This is a genomic window from Breoghania corrubedonensis, assembly GCF_003053845.1.
Taxonomy (GTDB): Bacteria; Pseudomonadota; Alphaproteobacteria; order Rhizobiales; family Stappiaceae; genus Breoghania; species Breoghania corrubedonensis.
Genome location: NZ_QAYG01000007.1, coordinates 52,072 through 71,406 on the forward strand (window position 1 = coordinate 52,072; position 19,335 = coordinate 71,406).

At 65.3% G+C, this 19,335-nt stretch carries 18 protein-coding genes; 16 read left to right on the forward strand and 2 right to left on the reverse strand.

Annotated features, from left to right (window positions below; translation table 11 throughout):
• Positions 1–166: 166 nt before the first annotated feature.
• Positions 167–1,192 (reverse strand): AraC-like transcriptional regulator QhpR, encoded by a 1,026-nt coding sequence (gene qhpR, locus C8N35_RS16815; protein ID WP_107990878.1) that lies wholly within the window; start codon positions 1,190–1,192, stop codon positions 167–169.
• Positions 1,193–1,428: 236 nt separating this feature from the next.
• On the opposite strand from qhpR, the gene qhpG reads away from it, so the two are divergent.
• From qhpG to C8N35_RS16855, 8 genes are all read left to right on the forward strand, one after another.
• The gene (gene qhpG / locus C8N35_RS16820) at positions 1,429–2,859 is read left to right on the forward strand and encodes a flavin-dependent monooxygenase QhpG (protein ID WP_107990879.1); all 1,431 of its coding nucleotides are present in this window, start codon (positions 1,429–1,431) and stop codon (positions 2,857–2,859) included.
• A complete protein-coding gene (peaA, locus tag C8N35_RS16825) occupies positions 2,856–4,433 on the forward strand; it encodes a quinohemoprotein amine dehydrogenase subunit alpha (protein WP_107990880.1) in 1,578 nt (525 codons plus the stop codon). The genes qhpG and peaA overlap by 4 nt, the downstream gene beginning before the upstream one ends.
• Positions 4,434–4,444: 11 nt before the next feature.
• Positions 4,445–5,881: a quinohemoprotein amine dehydrogenase maturation protein gene (gene peaB / locus C8N35_RS16830; protein WP_107990881.1), complete on the forward strand. Its 1,437-nt coding sequence runs from the start codon at positions 4,445–4,447 to the stop codon at positions 5,879–5,881.
• Positions 5,878–6,210: a quinohemoprotein amine dehydrogenase subunit gamma gene (gene qhpC, locus C8N35_RS16835; protein WP_107990882.1), complete on the forward strand. Its 333-nt coding sequence runs from the start codon at positions 5,878–5,880 to the stop codon at positions 6,208–6,210. The genes peaB and qhpC overlap by 4 nt, the downstream gene beginning before the upstream one ends.
• A 34-nt stretch (positions 6,211–6,244) precedes the next feature.
• Positions 6,245–7,351 (forward strand): quinohemoprotein amine dehydrogenase subunit beta, encoded by a 1,107-nt coding sequence (peaD, locus tag C8N35_RS16840; protein WP_107990883.1) that lies wholly within the window; start codon positions 6,245–6,247, stop codon positions 7,349–7,351.
• 310 nt (positions 7,352–7,661) lie between these two features.
• Complete coding sequence (locus C8N35_RS16845; RefSeq protein ID WP_107990884.1) at positions 7,662–9,455, forward strand: ABC transporter ATP-binding protein; 1,794 nt, start codon at positions 7,662–7,664, stop codon at positions 9,453–9,455.
• The gene (locus tag C8N35_RS16850) at positions 9,452–10,093 is read left to right on the forward strand and encodes a S8/S53 family peptidase (protein WP_107990885.1); all 642 of its coding nucleotides are present in this window, start codon (positions 9,452–9,454) and stop codon (positions 10,091–10,093) included. The genes C8N35_RS16845 and C8N35_RS16850 overlap by 4 nt, the downstream gene beginning before the upstream one ends.
• Positions 10,094–10,202: 109 nt before the next feature.
• Positions 10,203–11,006, forward strand: a complete 804-nt coding sequence (locus tag C8N35_RS16855) for a DUF72 domain-containing protein (protein WP_107991017.1) — start codon at positions 10,203–10,205, stop codon at positions 11,004–11,006.
• A gap of 233 nt (positions 11,007–11,239) precedes the next feature.
• Here the strand turns inward: C8N35_RS16855 and C8N35_RS16860 are convergent, their stop codons facing one another.
• Positions 11,240–11,800 carry a nuclear transport factor 2 family protein gene (locus C8N35_RS16860; protein WP_107990886.1) on the reverse strand — a complete coding sequence of 187 codons (561 nt, stop codon included), beginning with the start codon at positions 11,798–11,800 and terminating at the stop codon, positions 11,240–11,242.
• Positions 11,801–11,947: 147 nt separating this feature from the next.
• On the opposite strand from C8N35_RS16860, the gene C8N35_RS16865 reads away from it, so the two are divergent.
• The 8 genes from C8N35_RS16865 to C8N35_RS16900 all read left to right on the forward strand — a co-directional run bounded on the left by C8N35_RS16865 (position 11,948) and on the right by C8N35_RS16900 (position 19,308).
• A complete protein-coding gene (locus C8N35_RS16865; RefSeq protein ID WP_107990887.1) occupies positions 11,948–12,823 on the forward strand; it encodes a GntR family transcriptional regulator in 876 nt (291 codons plus the stop codon).
• A 59-nt stretch (positions 12,824–12,882) separates the two neighbouring features.
• The gene (locus C8N35_RS16870; protein ID WP_107990888.1) at positions 12,883–14,121 is read left to right on the forward strand and encodes an ABC transporter substrate-binding protein; all 1,239 of its coding nucleotides are present in this window, start codon (positions 12,883–12,885) and stop codon (positions 14,119–14,121) included.
• Between the two features lie 115 nt (positions 14,122–14,236).
• Complete coding sequence (locus C8N35_RS16875; protein WP_107990889.1) at positions 14,237–15,109, forward strand: branched-chain amino acid ABC transporter permease; 873 nt, start codon at positions 14,237–14,239, stop codon at positions 15,107–15,109.
• Positions 15,109–16,092: a branched-chain amino acid ABC transporter permease gene (locus C8N35_RS16880; protein WP_210203569.1), complete on the forward strand. Its 984-nt coding sequence runs from the start codon at positions 15,109–15,111 to the stop codon at positions 16,090–16,092. The genes C8N35_RS16875 and C8N35_RS16880 overlap by 1 nt, the downstream gene beginning before the upstream one ends.
• The gene (locus tag C8N35_RS16885; protein ID WP_107990890.1) at positions 16,085–16,843 is read left to right on the forward strand and encodes an ABC transporter ATP-binding protein; all 759 of its coding nucleotides are present in this window, start codon (positions 16,085–16,087) and stop codon (positions 16,841–16,843) included. The genes C8N35_RS16880 and C8N35_RS16885 overlap by 8 nt, the downstream gene beginning before the upstream one ends.
• Complete coding sequence (locus tag C8N35_RS16890) at positions 16,836–17,552, forward strand: ABC transporter ATP-binding protein (protein WP_107990891.1); 717 nt, start codon at positions 16,836–16,838, stop codon at positions 17,550–17,552. The genes C8N35_RS16885 and C8N35_RS16890 overlap by 8 nt, the downstream gene beginning before the upstream one ends.
• Positions 17,552–18,829 (forward strand): 3-isopropylmalate dehydratase large subunit, encoded by a 1,278-nt coding sequence (locus C8N35_RS16895; protein ID WP_107990892.1) that lies wholly within the window; start codon positions 17,552–17,554, stop codon positions 18,827–18,829. The genes C8N35_RS16890 and C8N35_RS16895 overlap by 1 nt, the downstream gene beginning before the upstream one ends.
• Positions 18,826–19,308 carry a LeuD/DmdB family oxidoreductase small subunit gene (locus C8N35_RS16900; RefSeq protein ID WP_107990893.1) on the forward strand — a complete coding sequence of 161 codons (483 nt, stop codon included), beginning with the start codon at positions 18,826–18,828 and terminating at the stop codon, positions 19,306–19,308. The genes C8N35_RS16895 and C8N35_RS16900 overlap by 4 nt, the downstream gene beginning before the upstream one ends.
• Positions 19,309–19,335 lie beyond the last annotated feature (27 nt).

Sequence of the window (19,335 nt, forward strand, 5' to 3'; positions counted from 1 at the left end):
TGCCTACTAATAGTTTATATATTATATCCACAAGTTGATACGATTGTAATATAAGTATTCATCCGCGGCCTTGGCGGGGTGGCGCTGGGCAAAAATCGCCGGACGCTTTTCCTCCTCACGACGAAAATAAGCAAAAAAATATCGTCGCGCGCTGTGAAATATAGTTTCAACCCTCATATCGGGTGGTGAAAAGCCGCCGGTAGCGGTTAGGCGTCAGCCCTGTGCGGCGTTTGAAGGCGCGCTCGAAGGCGGTCTGGTCGGAATAGCCGAGTTCGAAGGCGATCTCTGCCAGCGTGTGTGAGGAGCGGGCCAGCGCCTGGCGCGCGACGCGGAAGCGGCATTCTTCAAGAAGGGCGGAAAAGCGCGTGCCTTCCTCGGTGAGATGCCGGTGGAGGCTGCGCCTCGAAAGGCCGAGCCCGCGCGAGACCGTCTCCTGATCCGCCTTGCCCGCGCCAAGCCCCGCATAGATCGCCATGCGGGTGCGCTCGGTGAGCGGGGTGGTGCGCGTGGTGTCGCCGAGGCGTTGCGTCAGAAACTCGAGGCTGCGCCGGTGAAGGTCGCCGTCGTCGCGTGTCATCGGGGCGTTCAGCACGCTTTCGGGGAAGCTCATCGCGTTGGTTTCGCGTTCGAACACACACAGGCAGCCCGTCGCTTCGCCCCACGCCGTCAGCGCGCGGGCGGTCGTGTGTTCGAAGCAGACGATATCGGGAACCCAGTCGGGGCCTGCGCCGCGGCGGATCAGTTCGGCCAGCACCGAGAGCGTGAATTCCGCATCCTGCCGGCGCGGCCAGATGTCGGGATCGAGAATGCGGTAACTGAGCGTCGCCACGCCGTCATCGATCTCCAGCTGCATGTCGGTTTCCGACTGCACGAAGCGGATGAAGCGCACAAAGGTCCTCAGCGCCGCGCCCACGGTCGGCGCGCTGACGAGCGCCTCGCCGAGGTCGCCGAGGTCGGCGAGATCGAAATGCCGCGCCGATTGCCAGCCAAGACCCGGCTGGGCCAGAACCGCCGCGCCCTCTTCATAGATCGCGACGAAGGAGGAGAGCGGGATTTCCGTCTGCCGGTCCTGCCACGCGGAAGCCGGCACACCGCTGCTGCGGCCGAAGTCGATCGGTTCCAGGCCGCGTTCGCCCAGAAGGCTCTGCAATCCGCTCAACGCGCCGGAGACGATCATCGCTCTCGTCGGCATGGCGTTTTCCCGTCGGGCTGTTCCCGCCTCTGCTGCGGGAAGTGGCATGGTGAAAAACGAAGCAAAGCAAAACTTGCCGCAACGTGCAATCTCTGTCCGCGCGTTTTTGTCCCTGCGTCAAATTGGCCGAAAATGTCGAGAAGCCGCCTACGCATCTGCCCTTAGATGGCAGTCGGAGAAAGAACTCCGGCCCGAAACCGTGAAAACACGGGCGGGATCGGAGGAGGGAACAGGCTTTGACGACTTTCCACGAGGTGGCCGTCGTCGGTGGAGGCCCCGCCGGCGCGTTCGCGGCCTGGCATCTTGCGCGCGCCGGTGTTGGCGTGGCGCTGATCGATCCGCAGAGCACGGATATCGCAGCCGGGCAGCCGGAGCACCGGGCGCAGACCCGGCTGGAGGGGCTTGGCGATCGCGTGGCGCATCTGCTCGCCGCCAAGGGGCTCGCTCGGGCGCTGGAGGCGGCGACGGACCCCGTACGGCGCTCTGTGCGCTGGGCTGGTCTTGCCCAAAGCGCCAATCGCGAAAGGCTCGTTGACCGGCATCTGTTCGACGCCCTGCTGCGGCATGAAGCGGTTGCGGCCGGAGCTGTCTTCCATCGCGACCGGCTGGCGGGCGCATCGGTCCTTGCGCGGCGCGAAGGCGTGCGCCTATCGCTTGCCGGCGGCATAACGCTTCACGCCCGGCTGATGATCGATGCGCGTGGCCGGCAGGCCCGCGCCGGGCGGCGGCTGATGGGACCGCAGACCCTTTCCATCGCCGGCTTCGTGACCGGCGGCCGCGCCGCGAGCGCGCCGGGCGACGCGGCCGGTTCCGACGAGGCGGCCGCTCATGTGGAGGCAACGCCGCAGGGGTGGGTTTGGGACGTCACGCATCCCCGTCTTGGCCGCTGGGTCCAGATTTCCATTGATGCGGGGGATCTCCGCGGCGCCGGGCAGGCCGGTCTTGCGGCGCGTTTCCGGCGCTTTCTTTCTCAGGAACAGTTCGAAGGCCGATGCGAAGCCGGCCAATACGAAGGCTGCGTCATCGACGGGCCGCTGCGGGCGCGAAACTGCGGGCTCGTCCTGTCCGCGGGCAGCCTGACGCCGCCGGTCATCCCGATCGGCGATGCCGCCGTCGCAATCGATCCGCTGTCCGGCCACGGTCAGTTCTGGGCGCTTTCCTCCGCACTTTCCGCGCTGCCGATTGTGGCGCAGTTGCTTGACGACAGGCAGGACGAAAGCGGGCTCGTCCGGCGTTTCTTCGAGGATCGCGTGGTCGGCACCTTCTGGCGGCAGGCGCGTGTCGGGCGCGATTTCTATCGTCTCGAACGGGACCTTGCCGTCCACCCCTACTGGGCCGCACGCGTCGGCTGGCCGGATGCCGCGCCGTCCCATCCACCGGTTGCGGCCTCGCGGTTGGAGCGCCGCGTCGTTGTTGAAGCCGGCCGGCTGTGCGAGCGCGAGGTGCTGGTGACGCCGATGGATCCCGATGGTGTCGCCTTCATCGCCGGCATCGCGGTCGGCGATCTGGTGCGTGCCGGCAGCGCGGGGGAGGGCGTGACCCTTCGCCCCGAGGCCGCGCGCGCGCCGCATCCGGCCATCGGCTGGCTGGAAAGCCGGGGGCTCAGCCCCGCGTCCAACGAGATAACCACAAGCACAAGAAGCACCACCACGAGGGAAACCGCATGATGAAACGACTTCGAGCCGGCCTGCCGGCCGGTGCCGTGGGGTTGATGCTGATGACGCCGGGCGCCGCCCTGGCTCAGGCGGATGCTCCCGATCCCGCAACCCTTCTCGCCGATACCTGCGGTGCCTGCCATGCGGCGGATGCCTCCGGCGCGCTTTCCCGCATCAACGGCCAGCGCAAGACGCCGGAAGGCTGGCTGATGACCATCGTGCGCATGCGCCTCTTCCACGGCATGGTCATCGATCCCGCCACGCAGGCGACGCTGGTGCATTACCTCGCCGATACGCAAGGCCTCGCCCCTTCCGAAGCCGACGACTTCCGCTACATTCTGGAGCGCGAGCCGGCGGTGGTGGAACAGGTCGAGGCGCCGCTTGCCGAGATGTGCGCGCGGTGTCATTCCGCCGCCCGCATCGGCCTGCAACGGCGCACCAGGGAGGAATGGAACCTCCATATCGATTTCCATGTCGGGCAATGGCCGACGTTGGAATACCAGGCGCTGGCGCGCGACCGCGACTGGCTGAAAATCGCGCGCGAAGAGGTCGTGCCGCTGCTGGCGGAAAAGTATCCCTTCAAGACGGATGCCTGGGACGCCTGGAAGCATGCGGCAAAGCCCGAGGCCACGGGCGGCTGGGTCTTCACCACGCGCCTGCCGGAAAAGGGCGAGGCCTATGGCAAGCTGGAGGTTTCCGGTTCCGCGCAGCCCTACGCGGTCTCCGGAACGCTGAAGACGGCCGATGGCGAGGCGCTGCCAATCTCCGGCAAGCTCAACGTCTACACGGGCTACGAATGGCGGGCGAACCTCACCATCGGCGATACGGTCTATCGTCAGGTGCTGGCGATCTCCGAGGATGGCTCGGCGCTTTCCGGCCGGCAGTTCCTGCATGACGAGGACAGCCTCGGCGGCACGTTCAAGGCGGTGAAGGCGGGCGGCGGCGCGCTGATCGCCGGCACGGTTCCCTCCACATTGCCTGCGGGATCGAAGGCGCGCGTCCAGATCGTCGGGGCGGGGCTTGAGAGCGCAACGCTTTCCGGCGCGCTGGAGGCGTCGGGCGGCACGGCCAACGATTACGGCGTGGCGCTCGATGTGGCGCCGGCCGACGATGCGGATGGCGCGGTGAGCGTGGCCGCAGGCGAAGCCGCGCTCCAAGGCGCACTCGCCGTCTACAGCCATATCGACAGCCTGAAGGTGGAGCCTGCCTTTGCCGTCTCCCGCGTCGGCGGGGGTGGCGGATCGGCGCCCGCCGTCAAGGCGCGGTTTGCGGCCATCGGCTTCTGGAAAGGACCGGACGGCAAGGCGGGCACCGACGACGACGTGCGCATTGGCGCGGTGCCGGCGACGTGGTCGGTCGAACCCTTCAACGAGGAGGCCGAGAAGCTTGAGGACGTGAAATACGCCGGCGCCATGAATGCCGATCTCGGCATCTTCACGCCGTCGGTCGCCGGTCCCAATCCGGAGCGTCCCTTCTCCACCAACAACGCGGGCAATCTGAAGGTGCTGGCGACGAGCGGCGAGGTGTCCGGCGAAGGACAGCTCATCGTCACCGTCCAGCGCTGGAACGATCCGCCGATCCACTGAGGGAGCGAGCCATGGGATATCTCCACTACCAGCCGCAGAACGCGCATCGCGTGGCGGTCGACGGGCGCAGCCTGCTGTTCCACGTGCCCACCACCTCGCTCTTCGAGATCGACCGGCTTGATCATGACGTGCTCGATCTCTTCGCCGACCGGGGGCTGGTGAGCGAACAGGACGTGCGCGACCGGTTCGAGGGGCGCGTCGATCCTCAAATCCTGACGGAGCGCATCCGTGCGCTTCTCGATCTCGATATTGTCACCGACGGAGGACCGGCGAAGGCCGAACGACCGCCGATCCATATCGAGAACTTCCCGCTCACCACCGTGGTGCTCAACGTCAACACCGGCTGCAATCTCTCCTGCACCTATTGCTACAAGGAGGATCTCGATACGCCCTCGAAGGGCCGGCGGATGGCATTCGAGACGGCGAAAGCCTCCATCGAGATGCTGCTCAAGGAAAGCCCGGACCGCGACAGCTACAACGTGGTGTTCTTCGGCGGCGAGCCGCTTTCCAATCTCGCGCTTATCCGCGAGGTGGTCGAGTTTGCGGAGCGGCGCTTCGGGGAGCTCGGCAAACGGGTCGATTTCACGCTGACGACCAACGCGACGTTGCTCACCGAGGAGATCGTCGACTGGCTCAACGCCCACCGCTTCGGCCTCACCATCTCCATGGACGGGCCCAAGGCGCTGCATGACCGAAACCGCAAGACGGTCGGCGGCAAGGGCACCTATGACGTGGTGGCGGCCAAGTCCCGCATGCTGCTGGAACGCTATACATCGCGCCCCGTCGGCGGGCGGGTGACGCTCACCCGTGGCGTCACCGCCGTCACCGAGATCTGGGACCACCTGAAGAACGGCATCGGCTTTCACGAGGTCGGCTTCTCGCCGGTCACGTCCGGCCCGGTGACGCCGTTCAACCTGACGGGCGACGAACTCGTCACCGTCTTCGACGAGATGAAGCGGCTCGGCCGGCACTACCGCGACGAGGCGCTCCAGGGCCGCAACCTCGGCTTTTCCAACATGCACCAGCTGATGAGCGATCTCTACGAAGGGCGTTCCAAGGCGCTGCCCTGCGGGGCGGGGCTTGGGCTTCTGGCGGTCGATCACGAGGGCGGGCTCAACCTCTGCCACCGCTTCACCGGCTCCGACATGGAGACCTACGGTACGGTCGAAAGCGGCATCGAGAAGGAAAGGCTCGCCCGTTTCATCGAGGACAGGGCCGACCGCACGGAAAAGGGCTGCGCCACCTGCCGCATCCGCAACATCTGCGCGGGCGGCTGCTACCACGAGAGTTACGCCCACTACGCGGATCCGATGAAGCCGACCTACCACTACTGCGACCTGATGCGCGACTGGGTCGATTTCGGCATCGAGGTTTACGGCGACCTCATCGCGAAGGCGCCTGCCTTCTTCACCGATCACATCATGCCCCGGAGGGCCTACGGCAAATGAGACATCTGAAGCCGCTCAACCAGAAGGCCGAACGCGTCACCCGCGCGGTCACGCAAGACAAGATGGACGAGGTCCGCGCCATGCAGACCATCGTCGCCGGCTGCGCCTCGACGCTCGATCCGGGCTGGGAGGTCGACCCCTTCGGCGGGGTCGCAGCACTTTGCCAGCCGATGGAGGCCGATCTCTACGGCTGCTCCGATCCGTGCTGGTGGCCGGCCCAGGTGCCCGACACCATCAACTCCTACAAGGACTGGAACGGCGATGCCGACAATGCCGCCAAGGACTGGCGCTCGCTCGGCACCGTGTTTCCCTCCGACAGCGAAACCTGAAGCGACGGCTGTCGCCACCTACAGGAGCAAACGCATGCGAAAGCGCATTGTAACCTTCGGGGCAAGGTTCGGGCTGGCCGGCCTTCTCGCCCTCGCCGGGGGGCTTGCCGCGTCCGCCAGGGACATGATCGTCACCATGGCCAAGCCCGATCAGCTTTACGTGATCGACGCGAAGGCCCGCACGGTCGACAAGGCCTGCAAGCTGGACTTCAATATCATCCCGGGCGTCATCGCCATGTCGCCCGACAACGCGATCGCCTACGTGCTCGGCAACCGCTGGGAGGATGTTTTCGGCATCGATCTTTCAACCTGCGAGACCGTGTTCTCCGCCCACCAGTCCGACGAAGAGGTGCGACGCAAATCGATCGCCTCGCTCGCCGTTTCCAAGGACGGCAAGCATCTCTACACCGTGCGCAATCCGGTGAAGCTGCTGGTCGATCGTTATCAGGTCATGGAGCCGGAATTCGCAGTCTACGACACGTCGTCGGGACTCAATGCCGAGCCGGTCAAGACATCGCCCGCCCCTCGCCGCATGACGGTGATGGCCACGGGAGAGGACGGAACCGTCTATGCGGCGGGCCACGAGATCTATGCGATCGACCCGGACACGGGCGAATTCAGGATCAAGATCGCCAACAGGTCGTGGGACCGGCCGACCTATTCCGGACCGGACGTGCTGGCCTTCTGGCCGATCGGCACGCAGGCGAACGAATTTCTGCTGCTCTATTCGGCCGCGAAGTTCACCGACGCCACCAAGTCGGAAATGGCCGATTTCGTCTGGGGTTACGAGAGCGTGGACCTTGCGACGGGCAAGAGCGAGATCGAGGATTTCGCGTCCTTCGAGGTGATCATGTTCTCCGCCGTGCGCGATCCCAACGACAAGTCAAAGCTCTACGGCGTCTACACGCAGCTTTCCAAGTATGACGTCGCGAAAAAGGAGCTGATCAAGCGGGTGGACCTGCCGCATACCTACTATTGCGTGAACATCTCGTCCGACGGCAAGGAGATCTATGTCGGCGGCACCAACGATGACATCGGCGTCTACGACGCGGAAACGCTGGAGCGCATCGGCGAGATCCGCCTGCCGTCCGGCGGCGACATGGCGGCCGGTACGATGCACGTGGTCAGGATGGGCAGTTAAGGGGGAACCGCTCGAGGCAGCGTAGGGGGCGATCGCCGGACCCACTGTTCGCTGACAGATCGCGCCCCCCACCCGAACGACCAAAGCGGTCGTTCGACTTCCCCTCAAGGGGGAGGTGGGCCGTGGCGTGGGGTCTCGGACAACGACAGAAACGCCTTCGCGGCGGTTCGGCACTACGAATACAAGCCGCGCCGCAAAACTGGCGGCAAGCAAGATGCATCCCCCTCCCCCTTGAGGGGAGGGGTTAGGAGTGGGGGGAGGCGGCACGCACGGAACCTGCCATCCTTCAACGGCAAAACGACGAGGCTGAATGACGAACGCCATCCCCGTCACGTCCGAACCCGGTGCGGCCGCAGCCCGAGGGCTGCGGCTTTCGCTTGGGCGCCGTCTGCTTGGTCGCCTTTTCGGGATCCGGGAGGCCGCGTGGCTGGCGCCGCTTCTCGTGCCTTATCGCTTACCGGTCGCCGCCCTGCTCGTCATGTCGTTCGTCTCCGCTGGCGCCGCGCTCGTTCCGCCGTGGTTGACCAAGCTCGTCATCGATGAGGGCCTGATGGCGCGCGACACGTCCGCGCTCGTTTTCTATGTCGGCCTGATGTTCGTCTTCGGTCTCGGCGCGCTGGCGCTGGGCGCCGTCAATTCGCTCGTGCATCTGCGGTTCTCGGCCCGGCTTCTCGCCGATCTGAGGCGGGCGGCGGTGGCCCGCATCCTCGCCCAGTCGCCGCGCTGGCAGGCACGGCAGAAGATCGGCGAACTGATGAGCCGGCTTGATGGAGATGCCGGCGAGGTGCAGCAATTCGCCTTCGCGGCGCTCGTCACAGGTGCCGGAAGCGTGCTGAGGCTTCTGGGCGGGCTCGTCATGCTGTTCGTGCTCGCCCCGAAGCTTGCCATGCTGGCCCTGGCACTGGCGCCCGTCGAGCTCGTCTTCTTCGCCAGGGCCCGGCCGGTCACCCATGCTCGCGCCCGCGCCGTGCGCGCCGCGCGCGGCGTGCTGGCCTCGGGACTGGCCGAAACCATCACCGGGCTCGCCGCACTGCGCGCACTCAACGCGACGCGCTCGGCGGCCGGGATGATCGAGGAACGCCAGCAGGGGCTGGTTCGCGCGCTGATGTCGGCGCAGATGTGGGGGGAGGTGACCCGCGCGGTGCCGATGGTACTGACCGCCATGGTGCGCGGTGCCGTGTTTCTCGTTGGCGGGATGGCGGTCATCGACGGCACGATGCCGCTCGGCTCGCTCATCGCGTTCACCGCCTATCTCGGCTTTCTGATCGGACCGATGCAGTCGCTCATCTCGCTGTGGCATGGCCAGGCGCGGATGAAGGCGGCGCTCGACAGGCTCGACGAGATCATGAGCGCAGCACCCGATGTGAGCGATCCGGCCGATCCGCGACCTTTGCCCGAGGGAGGCGGTGAAGTCGCGATTGAGGGCGTGGCCTACGGCCCGGCCGGGCAACCGCTGTTCACCGGCGTGTACGTGAAAATCGCCGCCGGATCGAAAGTTCGCTTGGACGGGCCGTCGGGTATTGGCAAATCGTCGCTGCTGTCGCTTCTCCAGCGTCAGGATGACCCTTTCAGTGGTAGAATCTGCCTTTGCGGCACTAATCTTCGCGACTTGAGCCTCCATGATCTGCGCTCCGCCGTCGCGCTGGTTCCGCAAAAGGGGCACGTCTTCTCCGGTACGCTTGGGCAGAACCTCCGCCTTGGCCGCCCGGATGCGAGCGAGGAGGCCATGATGGACGCATTGCGGCTGGTGGAAATGGAGGACCGGTTCTTCGATCCGGGAGACCTGTTGTCCGAGGAACGCGCGCCTGCCCCGCATGGCTTCGAGACGCCGCTGGGGGAAGGCGGGCTTGATCTCTCCGGCGGCGAGCGGCAGCGGCTGTGCCTGGCACGCGCCCTGTTGCAGCCCTTCCGCGTCCTCATCCTCGACGAAAGCCTGTCGGAAGTGGACGGCACGCGGGTCGCCCGTATTATGATGCGGCTGGATGATTGTTTCGGCGACGCGACCCGCATTGTCGTCACGCATGGTGAGCCCGCGCGCTATGGCGGCTTCGACCGCGTGATCGAGCTTTCCGCCTTTTCGGCGATGAAAGGAGGGCCACAATGATCCGTGTCGCTCTTCTCGATGGCGCTCTGCCGTCCGCCTATCCCGATCTAGCCGCCCAACGACGGTTCGCAAAGGCCGATGGCGCGATGTCTGCCTGCGTCCACGCGCTCGCCATGGCGACGACTATCCACCGGCACGCGCCGCATGTGAACTTCGTCAACGGCATCGTCTTTCCCGGAAAGCTGGTGACGTCGGTTGCCGTGCTGTGCGATGCGCTGGAATGGTTGGGGGAGGATCCGCCGGAGATCGTCCACTGTTCCTTCGGGCTGGCGCGTGCGTCGCTGGAGCTGGAAATGCGTATCCGCGCGCTGGAAAAGGCAGGGTCATTGATCACCGCCTCGGCGCCGGCGCGCGGGGATCCGGTTTATCCGGCCGCCCTTGAGGGCGTCGTCTCCGTACAAGGTGATGCGCGCTGCAAGCCGGAAGACATCTCCCGGCTTGATCTGCCGGGCGCGATTTTCGGAGCCTGCGTCGTCTCGCCGGAGGCGCCGGATATCCGGGGCGCGAGCATCGCCGCTGCCCATGTCTGTGGCATGCTGGCAGCCGACTGGGCGGGCGGCGGGCTGGAAACCCTTCGCGCGTTCGAGCGGCGAATCCGGTATCACGGGTGTGAGAGGCGGACCGAGCCAACCATGTGAAACGGGTGTCCGGCCGCAAAGCGGGTGGTCGTTCGGATGTTCCGCCGGTATGTTTCTCCTGCGGTTCCTTGCGGTGCCGCGGGTTTCAGGCAGAAAGGCGGGCACTCCCATGACGGACGGAAAACGGGGCACAATCCGGATCGGCATCGGAGGCTGGACCTATGAGCCGTGGCGCGGGGTGTTCTATCCCGAAAAGCTCGCCCAGAAGCGCGAACTCGAATATGCCGCGCAGCACCTCACCTCCATCGAGATCAACGGCACCTATTATGGCAGCCAGAAGCCGGCAAGCTTCATCAAGTGGCGCGAGGAAACGCCGGAAGGCTTCGTCTTCTCCGCCAAGGCGCCGCGTTTCGCGACCAACCGGCGGGTGCTGGCCGAGGCCGGGCCATCGATCGAGAAGTTCTTTTCAAGCGGGCTCATGGAGCTTCGCGACAAGCTCGGCCCCGTCAACTGGCAGTTCATGAAGACCAAGAAATTCGACCCGGACGATTTCGAGGCCTTCCTGAAGCTGCTGCCGAAAACGGTCGAGGGCCGCGATATCCGGCATGTGGTGGAGGTGCGCCACGACAGCTTCTGCGCACCCGATTTCGTGGCGCTGGTGCGTGACTACGGCGTTGGCGTGGTGTTCGCGGCGGATTCGGAGTTTCCGCAGATCGCGGATCTCACCGCCCCGTTCGTCTATGTCCGGCTGATGGGCACGCGCGAGGAGCATGAGGCGGGCTACGCGCCGAGCGCTCTCGATACGTGGGCGCAACGCGCCGGGACATGGGCAAAAGGCGATGTGCCGGAGGGGCTTGCGACGTTCGCGGAGCCCGTGCCGAGCGCGCCGCGCGATGTCTATCTCTATGTGATTTCCGGCCACAAGGTGGCGAACCCGGCGGCCGCAATGGAGCTGATCCGGCGAGTGGGGTGAGGCGGACGCAGGAGAGGCGCCGCAGCGGCAACGGACTGTCCGGGATGAGAGGACACGGTTCGACGGGTACAAGCGGCCCATCCTTCGAGACGGCCGCTTGCGCGGCCTCCTCAGGATGACGCTGTGTTTGTTGATGTTTTAGAGGAACGAGCAACACGATAACGTCATCCTGAGGAGGCCTGATAAGGCCGTCTCGAAGGATGGGCCACAAGCGCCCTCAAGGGGCGGCGTCGCTATCCCTTCGATGCTTCCGCCAGATCGTTCCACACCTGCTGATCGGTCAGCTTGCCGTCCTCCATCGTGAACCGGTCGATGAAGCGGATGCCGGAAAAGGGTGTGCCGTCGGGCCATTCGCCCGCAAGCGTGCCGCGGCAATAGACCGTCACGCCGTTTTCGCCGAAGGCCTCGTCGAAGCCCTCATAGGTCTTGGTCACGAAGCGGTAGCGCGATTTCGCCCAGTCCACCAGATCCTCCAGTCGCGCAAACGTCGCGCCGCCGGGAAAGGTCATGCGGAAGCCGTCGGCCAAATGCGCGCTTGCGCCGGCGAGATCGCGCGCCTCCATCTTCGCCAGGTAATCGCGCACGATATCGACCGGCGCGGGCAGCGGCACGCCGGGCGTGCGTGTCACGCGGCCGCGCATGTAGCTTGAGGGCTTCACCTCATCGATGGCGACGGTGATCGCGTCAAGCGGAGCGGCAATGGTGGCGCGGATCGCATCGGTCAGCCGTGTGGCAAGGCGGAGGCGGGTGTCGTCGTCATAGCCCTCGATCAGTGTCATTCGGATAATCGGCATGCGGTGGGCTCCTTCTTGCGGGGCTGTGGCGGGCTTGCGAGGCTGTGGCGGGTCATTCGTATTTTTACGTCATGTCACGCGGAATCATGTTGACATAATGGTATAAACATAATCCATTAGATCACGGAACGGCAGCGGGGGTCGAGGGTGTCGGACAAGCGGCAATCGGATGACGGGAAGGAGGCCGGCGGCACGGATCGCCAGCCGGAGGGAAAGGGCCGCTCGGTCGGCCTGCTCTCCACCCAGTCGCGCGTGCCGCTCTACCACCAGATCTTCCTCATCCTGCGCAATCGCATCTACGGCGGCGAGATCATGCCCGGCAATCTGGTGCCGGGCGAGCAGGAACTGGCGGCCGAGTTCGACGTCTCGCGGATCACCGCCAAGCGCGCGCTCAATGAACTGGCGGATGCCGGACTGGTGGTGCGCGAACGCGGCCGCGGTACGCGGGTCATCCACCGTCCGCCGGCCCCGGCCGTCGCCTCCTCCATCGAGGGGTGGCTGGAGAACATCACGCTGATGGGCACGGCCACGGAAGCGCGGGTTCTCGAATTCGATCACGTCCATGCCAATGAGGATGTGGCGCACGCGCTGGAGATCGAGGCCGGTTCCGACGTGCAGCGCGCGGTGCGCGTACGCACGCTCGACGGCGAGCCGATGTCCTATCTGATCACCTACGTGCCCGGCGATATCGGCCGGCAGTTCGACCGCGACGATCTCGATCGCTCGCCGCTGCTCAGGCTTCTGGAAATGGCCGGCATCGAGGTGTCCTCCGCCCGCCAGCAGATTTCCGCCATCGTAGCCGATCCGGCGGTCGCCAACGCGCTTTCCATTCAGGCCGGTTCGCCGTTGCTGGAGATCTTGCGCGTGGTGCGCGATACCTCCGGGCGGCCGGTTGAATATCTCCGGGTTCTCTATCGCCCGGACGTCTATCGCTTCGACATGTCCATGCGCCGCGTGCGCGAAAAAGAAGGCATGCGCTGGGCAGCACTGACTTCGTCATCGGTCCCGGCCGGCGACGCATAAAAATAGCAGGGAACACCGGGAGACATCGGGCCTTCAAGGTCGCAATTCGGGAGGTCAGCATGACTGACAACAAGGGTAAGCGTAACGGCGGCCTCGGTCGTCGCGAATTTCTGGCTACAGGTGCTGCCGTCCTCGGGCTCGGCGTCACGGGCTTTCCGGCGGTGCTGCGCGCTCAGCCGGCATCCGTCAAGGTGGGGCTGATCCACCCTGTTTCCGGTTTCATCGCGTTCTCCGGCACCCAGTGCCGCGAGGGTGCGCAAATGGCGATTGCCGATATCAATGCCGCCGGCGGCATCAAGTCGCTTGGCGGCGCGAAGCTCGAGGCCATGCTCGGCGATAGTCAGGGCAAGCCGGAAGTCGGCGCCTCGGAAGTCTCCAAGATGGTCGAGGGCGGGGTTCACGGCATCGTCGCGGGCTATTCGTCGGCGATTTCGCTCGCAACATCGCAGGAGGCCGCCAAGTCGATGACGCCGCATATCGTCGATGTCGGCGTCTCCGACCAGATCGTCGATCGTGGCCTCAAGAACACGTTCCGCTTCGCGCCGGGCTACGGCACCATTGCCAAGTTCGCGGTCGACAATCTCGCCGGCATCAACCAGATGTCCGACGACAAGGCCAAGACGGCCATGATCATCCACGAGGAGTCGCTGTTCGGCACGGGTACCGCCAACCTGCTGCAGAAGAAGCTGCCGGAAATCGGCATCGAGGTGCTCGATGTCATCAAGCACGCCAATCCGACGCGCGACTTCACCAACATCGTGCTGCAGATCAAGTCCAAGAAGCCGGACCTGATCATCCCGGCCAACTACTACAACGAATACGTGCTGCTTGCCCGCACCATGCGCCAGCAGCAGGTCAAGGCGAAGGGCATCTATTCGGTGCTCGGCGGCGCTGCGTCGAACTACAAGTTCGTCAACGAATTCCCCGAAGCCGCCCAGGGCATCATGGATTGCAACCACTGGTTCAATCCGAAGTCCGAGGTCGCGCTTCAGCGCAAGGCGGCGGCGGAAGCCAAGGGCCTCGTCTACACCTACGAGGTGTTCCTCGCCTACAACGCGGTTCTGGCGCTGGCCGACGGATTCGAGCGTGCCGGCTCCACCGAGCATGACGCGGTCAACGCCGCGCTCGCCGCCTCCACGCTGGACATGTCCTACATGCCCTACGGTCCGACCAGGATGATCAACGGTCAGAACGTCGGCGCCCGGCCGGTGAACACCCAGGTTCTCGACGGCAAGATCGAGGTGATCTTCCCGCAACAGTTCGCGTCCGCGAAACCCGTCTTCCCGATGAATTCCTAAGTCCGAACGGACGCACGGGAAGCCGGACCAGAAAAACAAGACGTGGTCCCATCCACCTGAAGCCGGACGGCGCAATGCCGTCGTCTGGCACCTTTCCCAATTCATCGTGAGTGCCATGCCTGACCTGGCGATCATCATTCCTTCGGTCCTCAACGGACTGACCACGGGCGCGCTCTATGCGCTGGTGGCGCTCGGGCTCACCCTGATTTACGGGGTGCTGCACATCATCAATTTCGCCCATGGCGCCCTGCTGATGCTCGGGCTTTACGCGGTCTACTATCTCAACACCCGGTTCGGGCTGGATCCGTATGTGTGCCTGCTGATCGTCCCGCCGGCGATGTTCGCGCTCGGCTACGCCCTGCAGCGCGGCATCATCGGCCGTGCCGGCCATGGCCGCGACGAGAACATCCTGCTGGTGACGCTGGGGCTTTCCATCGTCATCGAGAACCTGGCGCTGTTCTTCTTCAAGTCCGATACCCGCATCATCGACACGCCCTATTCCTTCGAGGTGGTGCAGATCATCGGCGCCTTCGTTCCCGAGCCCAAGGTCTTCGCCTTCATCGGCGCCTTCGTCACCGCGGGCCTCCTGTGGGCGCTGATGAGCTTCACCGATCTCGGCCGCGCCATCCGCGCGCTTGCCAAGGAACGCAAGGGCGCGACGCTCGTTGGCATCAATGCCGATCACGTCTACGCCATGAGCTTCGGCCTCGGCATCGCCTGTCTGGGCGTCGCCGCCTGCCTGTTGCTGCCGAGCTACTACGTCAGCCCGCAGGTCGGGCAGGGCTTCGTGCTGATCGCCTTCACCATCGTGGTGCTCGGCGGTATGGGGTCTTTCGTGGGCGCACTCATCGGCGGGCTCTTCATCGGCGTCGTGGAGGCGCTGAGCGGGTTGTTCCTGGGCGAAAGCCTCGGCCAGATCGGCATCTTCGCGATCTTCATCGTCGTCCTCATCTTCCGCCCCACAGGGCTTCTCGGACACAAGGTTTGATGGCGATGCGAACCCTTATCATCCTCGCCGCCGTCTTTGCCGCGCTCGGTCTGGTGCCGTTCTTCGTCGTCTCCGACGTCTGGCTCAACATCGCGATCATGGTGCTCTATTCCGCGCTGCTCGGTCAGGCCTGGAACATGCTCGGCGGCTATGGCGGCCAGTTCTCCTTCGGCCATGCCGCCTTCTTCGGCACCGGCGCCTACACCGTCGCCGTCCTGCAGGTGCAATACGGCATCAATCCGTGGATCGGGCTCTTCGCCGGCGGGCTGGCCGCCGTCGTTGTCGCGGCGATCATCGGCTATTCCACGTTTCGCTACGGCCTCAAGGGCTCCTACTTCGCGCTGGTGACGCTGGCCTTTGCAGAGGTGCTGCGCATCCTGTCGAATTCGGTGCCGATCACGGGCGCCGGCGTCGGCCTGCTGATCCCGCTTCAGGTCGCGCCGTCCAATCTGCAGTTCGCCGACAAGGGCAGCTATTACTGGCTCGTCTGGGCGATGGCGCTTTGCGCCTTCGCGGCCGCCTGCTGGATCGGCAACTCGCGTTTCGGCGCGCAGCTCATGGCGGTACGCGACAACGAGGACGCGGCCCGTGCACTCGGCGTGCGCGCCTATTCCGTCAAGCTTCGGGCGATCATGCTGTCGGGCTTCTTCTCCGGCCTCGGCGGCGTCTTCTACGCGCAATATTTCCTCTATCTCGATCCGCATATCGCCTATGGCGCGTCGGTCTCCATCGAGAGCCTGCTGGTGCCGATCATCGGCGGTATCGGCACGCTGTTTGGGCCGTTGCTGGGCGCGGTCGTGCTGCACGCGATCTCGGAAGTCTCGCGAGATCTCATCGGCGATGTCCCCGGCATCAGCCTGGTTCTCTATGGCGCGCTGCTTGTCGTGATGGTGCTGTTCCTGCCGCGCGGGCTTGCCGGATTGCTGATCCGCAGGAAAGCCGCGCCGCAAAACCGGAAGAAGCAGGAGGCCGAACATGCCTGAGGCGATGCTCGAGGTCTCCAATATCTGCAAGACCTTCGGCGGCGTGCGCGCCTCGCGCAACGTTTCGTTGAGCGTGCCCGACGGCAAGATCACCTCCCTGATCGGGCCGAACGGTGCCGGCAAGACCACGCTGTTTGCGCAGATCACCGGCTTCCTCAAGCCCGATTCCGGCTCCATCCGGTTCCTGGGCGAGGACATCACCGGAGCATCCCCGGAGGAGATCGCCGAGCGCGGCATGATCCGCACGTTTCAGGTGGTGAAGCCGTTCGCCGGCCAGACCGTGCGCGACAACATCGCGGTCGGCGCGCATCTGCGCATTCGTTCGCGTCGCGGCGCGCTGGCCAAGGCGGAGGAGGTGGCGCGCGAGGTCGGCCTCGGCAACCGGCTCGACCAGGACGCCTCCTCGCTCACCGTCGCCGGCCGCAAGCGGCTGGAGGTTGCCCGCGCGCTCGCCACCGAGCCGAAGCTGATCCTCTTCGACGAGGTGCTGGCCGGTCTCAACCCATCCGAAATCCGCGATGTCATTCCGGTCATCCGGGCGGTGAAGGATCGCGGCATCACCATTCTCCTGATCGAACACGTCATGCAGGCCGTGATGAGCCTTTCCGAATACACCTGGGTGCTCAACCAGGGCGGACTGATCGCGGAGGGAGTGCCGAAGGACGTTGTCTCCGACCCCCACGTGATCGAGGCCTATCTCGGCAAGGGCATGGCGGAGCGCATCGCAGCCCGGGAGAAGGCCGATGTCTGATACGCTTCTCGAGATATCCGGCCTTCGTGGCGGCTACGGCGCGGTGGAGGTCTTGCGCGGTGTCGATCTCGATATCGCCAGCGGCGAGATCGTCGCGCTGCTTGGCTCCAACGGCGTCGGCAAGACCACGCTTTCCTCCATCCTCACGGGCCTCGTGTCCTGCTGGGGCGGCGCGATCCGCTTCAAGGGGCGCGAAATCCAGAAACTGTCGCCCCGCGCGATCATCGACATGGGGCTGATCCACGTGCCGGAGGGCCGGCACATTTTCCCCAACCTGAGCGTTCGCGAAAACCTGGAACTCGGGTCCTACCGGCGCGGCCGGGCCAACCGGGCGAAGAACATGGAGCATGTCGTCTCCGTATTCCCGCGTCTGTCGGAACGCTTCGACCAGAAGGCCGGCACGCTGTCGGGCGGCGAGCAGCAGATGCTGGCGATCGGTCGCGGAATGATGGCGGAGCCGGAGCTTCTCATTCTGGACGAACCGTCCATCGGCCTCTCGCCGCTGCTGGTGGAGGAGATGTTCGAGCTGATCACCACGCTCAACGGGGAGGGGCTGACCATTCTTCTCGTCGAACAGAACGTGCTGCAATCGATGGAGATCGCCAACCGCGCCTTCGTCATGGAAAACGGCGCCATCACACTGTCGGGAACATCGGCGGAGCTGATGGACGACCCCGAGCTGCAGCGCTCCTATCTGGGGCTTGTCTGATGGCCTCCACGCTCGCCCAGAAGATCATCGCGCGCGCGGCCGGACGGGAGATCGTCACGCCCGGCGAGGTGGTCACCGTCAATGTCGATCTGGCGATGATCCACGATTCCGGCGGACCGCGCCGGGTGGAGCCGATCTTGCAGGATCTCGGCGTTGGCCTGTGGGATGCCGATAAGGTCGTGCTGATCTCCGATCATTTCGTGCCCGGAGACACCGACGAGGGCGCCCGCATCCTCGAGCTTACCCGCCAGTGGGCGCAGAAGCGCAAGGTCGCCTTCCATGACGGCCTCGGCATTTGCCATGTGGTGCTGCCGGAAAGCGGTCGGCTGAAGCCCGGCATGCTGGTGGTGGGCGGCGACAGCCATTCGCCGACCGGCGGGGCCTTCGGCGCCTACATGTTCGGCATCGGCGCGACCGAAATGGCCGGCGTTCTGGCGACCGGCGAGATCTGGCTGAAGGTGCCGGAAACGATCCTCGTGGAATGGCGCAACCGACTGCAGCCCGGCGTTCTCGCCAAGGACATCATGCTGGCTCTGTGCGGCAGGCTCGGCATGGACGGCGGGCAGTACCAGGCCGTGCAATATGCGGGCGAGGCGATAACGGCGCTGTCGATGCAGGAGCGCATGACGCTGTCGAACATGGCCGCTGAACTCGGCGGTCAGGCGGGCCTTATCGAACCCGACGAGACGACTGCGGCCTTCCTCCGCTCCGTCGGCGGGGATGTGGGTTCGTGGCAGGGCCTGAAGACCGATCCCGGCGCGGCGCTTCTCGCCCATCACGTTTTTGATGCGGCAACGCTCGAACCACAGGCGGCAGCCCCCCATTCCCCGGCCAACGCCGCGCCCGTCACGGAGATTTCCGAAACGCTCATCGAGGTCGCCTATATCGGCGCCTGCACGGGCGCGAAATACGAGGATCTGAGAGGGGCTGCCGCGATCCTGAAGGGCCGCAAGCTGGCGCCCGGCGTCGCTCTCTCCGTCGCGCCCGCCTCGCGCATGGATCAGGACCGGGCGGAAGCGGAAGGCATCATGGCCGTTTTCGAGGCGGCGGGCGCGAAGATCCTGCCCAACGCCTGCGGCATCTGCGCGGGCTACGGCACCGAACGGCTCGGCGAGGACGTCGTCGCGATTTCCTCCACGGCGCGCAATTTCAAGGGCCGCATGGGGGCTGCATCCTCCAAGGTGTGGCTCGGTTCGCCGCTGACGGTTGCAGCATCCGCCATCGTCGGCCGCATCTCCGATCCGCGTCCTTTCCTCGATGAAGGAGCGGAAGCATGAGCGGCCGCGTCTTTCTCTTCGGCAACGACGTCGACACCGACCAGCTGGCGCCCGGCGAATACATGAAGGGCGGCATCGAGGCGATCGCCGCCCATTGCCTGGAAGGCATCCGGCCGGATTTTGCGAAGACAGTGAAGCCCGGCGACGTGGTCGTGGCGGGCACGAATTTCGGCATGGGCTCGTCGCGCGAGCAGGCGGCGGAGGCGCTGAAGCGGCTTGGCGTCGCCGGTGTCGTCGCCCGTTCCTTTGCCGGCATCTTCTATCGCAACGCCATCAATCTCGGTCTGCCCGTCATGATCGCAAACGATCTGGCGGGTGTGGAGGACGGGGCGGCGGCCGATCTCGACATCGCGGCCGGGGAACTCCGGCTTCCCGGGAAAACGGTTCCGCTGGAGCCCTTGCCCGACAATCTGAAGGCCATGCTCGCCGATGGCGGGCTCGTGCCGCACCTCAAGAAGCGCTTCGCGGCCCAAGGCTGACCGGAGCGCTGATCCGGGCCGGATCAA

Coding starts and splice junctions, on each gene's coding strand:
- qhpR (WP_107990878.1), bottom strand. CDS start 1,192: ATGCCGACGAGAGCGATGATCGTCTCCGGCGCGTTGAGCGGATTGCAG.
- C8N35_RS16880 (WP_210203569.1), top strand. CDS start 15,109: ATGGCGATGCGAACCCTTATCATCCTCGCCGCCGTCTTTGCCGCGCTC.
- C8N35_RS16895 (WP_107990892.1), top strand. CDS start 17,552: ATGGCCTCCACGCTCGCCCAGAAGATCATCGCGCGCGCGGCCGGACGG.
- C8N35_RS16850 (WP_107990885.1), top strand. CDS start 9,452: ATGATCCGTGTCGCTCTTCTCGATGGCGCTCTGCCGTCCGCCTATCCC.
- C8N35_RS16860 (WP_107990886.1), bottom strand. CDS start 11,800: ATGCCGATTATCCGAATGACACTGATCGAGGGCTATGACGACGACACC.
- C8N35_RS16870 (WP_107990888.1), top strand. CDS start 12,883: ATGACTGACAACAAGGGTAAGCGTAACGGCGGCCTCGGTCGTCGCGAA.
- C8N35_RS16855 (WP_107991017.1), top strand. CDS start 10,203: ATGACGGACGGAAAACGGGGCACAATCCGGATCGGCATCGGAGGCTGG.
- peaA (WP_107990880.1), top strand. CDS start 2,856: ATGATGAAACGACTTCGAGCCGGCCTGCCGGCCGGTGCCGTGGGGTTG.
- C8N35_RS16885 (WP_107990890.1), top strand. CDS start 16,085: ATGCCTGAGGCGATGCTCGAGGTCTCCAATATCTGCAAGACCTTCGGC.
- peaD (WP_107990883.1), top strand. CDS start 6,245: ATGCGAAAGCGCATTGTAACCTTCGGGGCAAGGTTCGGGCTGGCCGGC.
- C8N35_RS16845 (WP_107990884.1), top strand. CDS start 7,662: ATGACGAACGCCATCCCCGTCACGTCCGAACCCGGTGCGGCCGCAGCC.
- qhpC (WP_107990882.1), top strand. CDS start 5,878: ATGAGACATCTGAAGCCGCTCAACCAGAAGGCCGAACGCGTCACCCGC.
- peaB (WP_107990881.1), top strand. CDS start 4,445: ATGGGATATCTCCACTACCAGCCGCAGAACGCGCATCGCGTGGCGGTC.
- C8N35_RS16890 (WP_107990891.1), top strand. CDS start 16,836: ATGTCTGATACGCTTCTCGAGATATCCGGCCTTCGTGGCGGCTACGGC.
- C8N35_RS16875 (WP_107990889.1), top strand. CDS start 14,237: ATGCCTGACCTGGCGATCATCATTCCTTCGGTCCTCAACGGACTGACC.
- C8N35_RS16900 (WP_107990893.1), top strand. CDS start 18,826: ATGAGCGGCCGCGTCTTTCTCTTCGGCAACGACGTCGACACCGACCAG.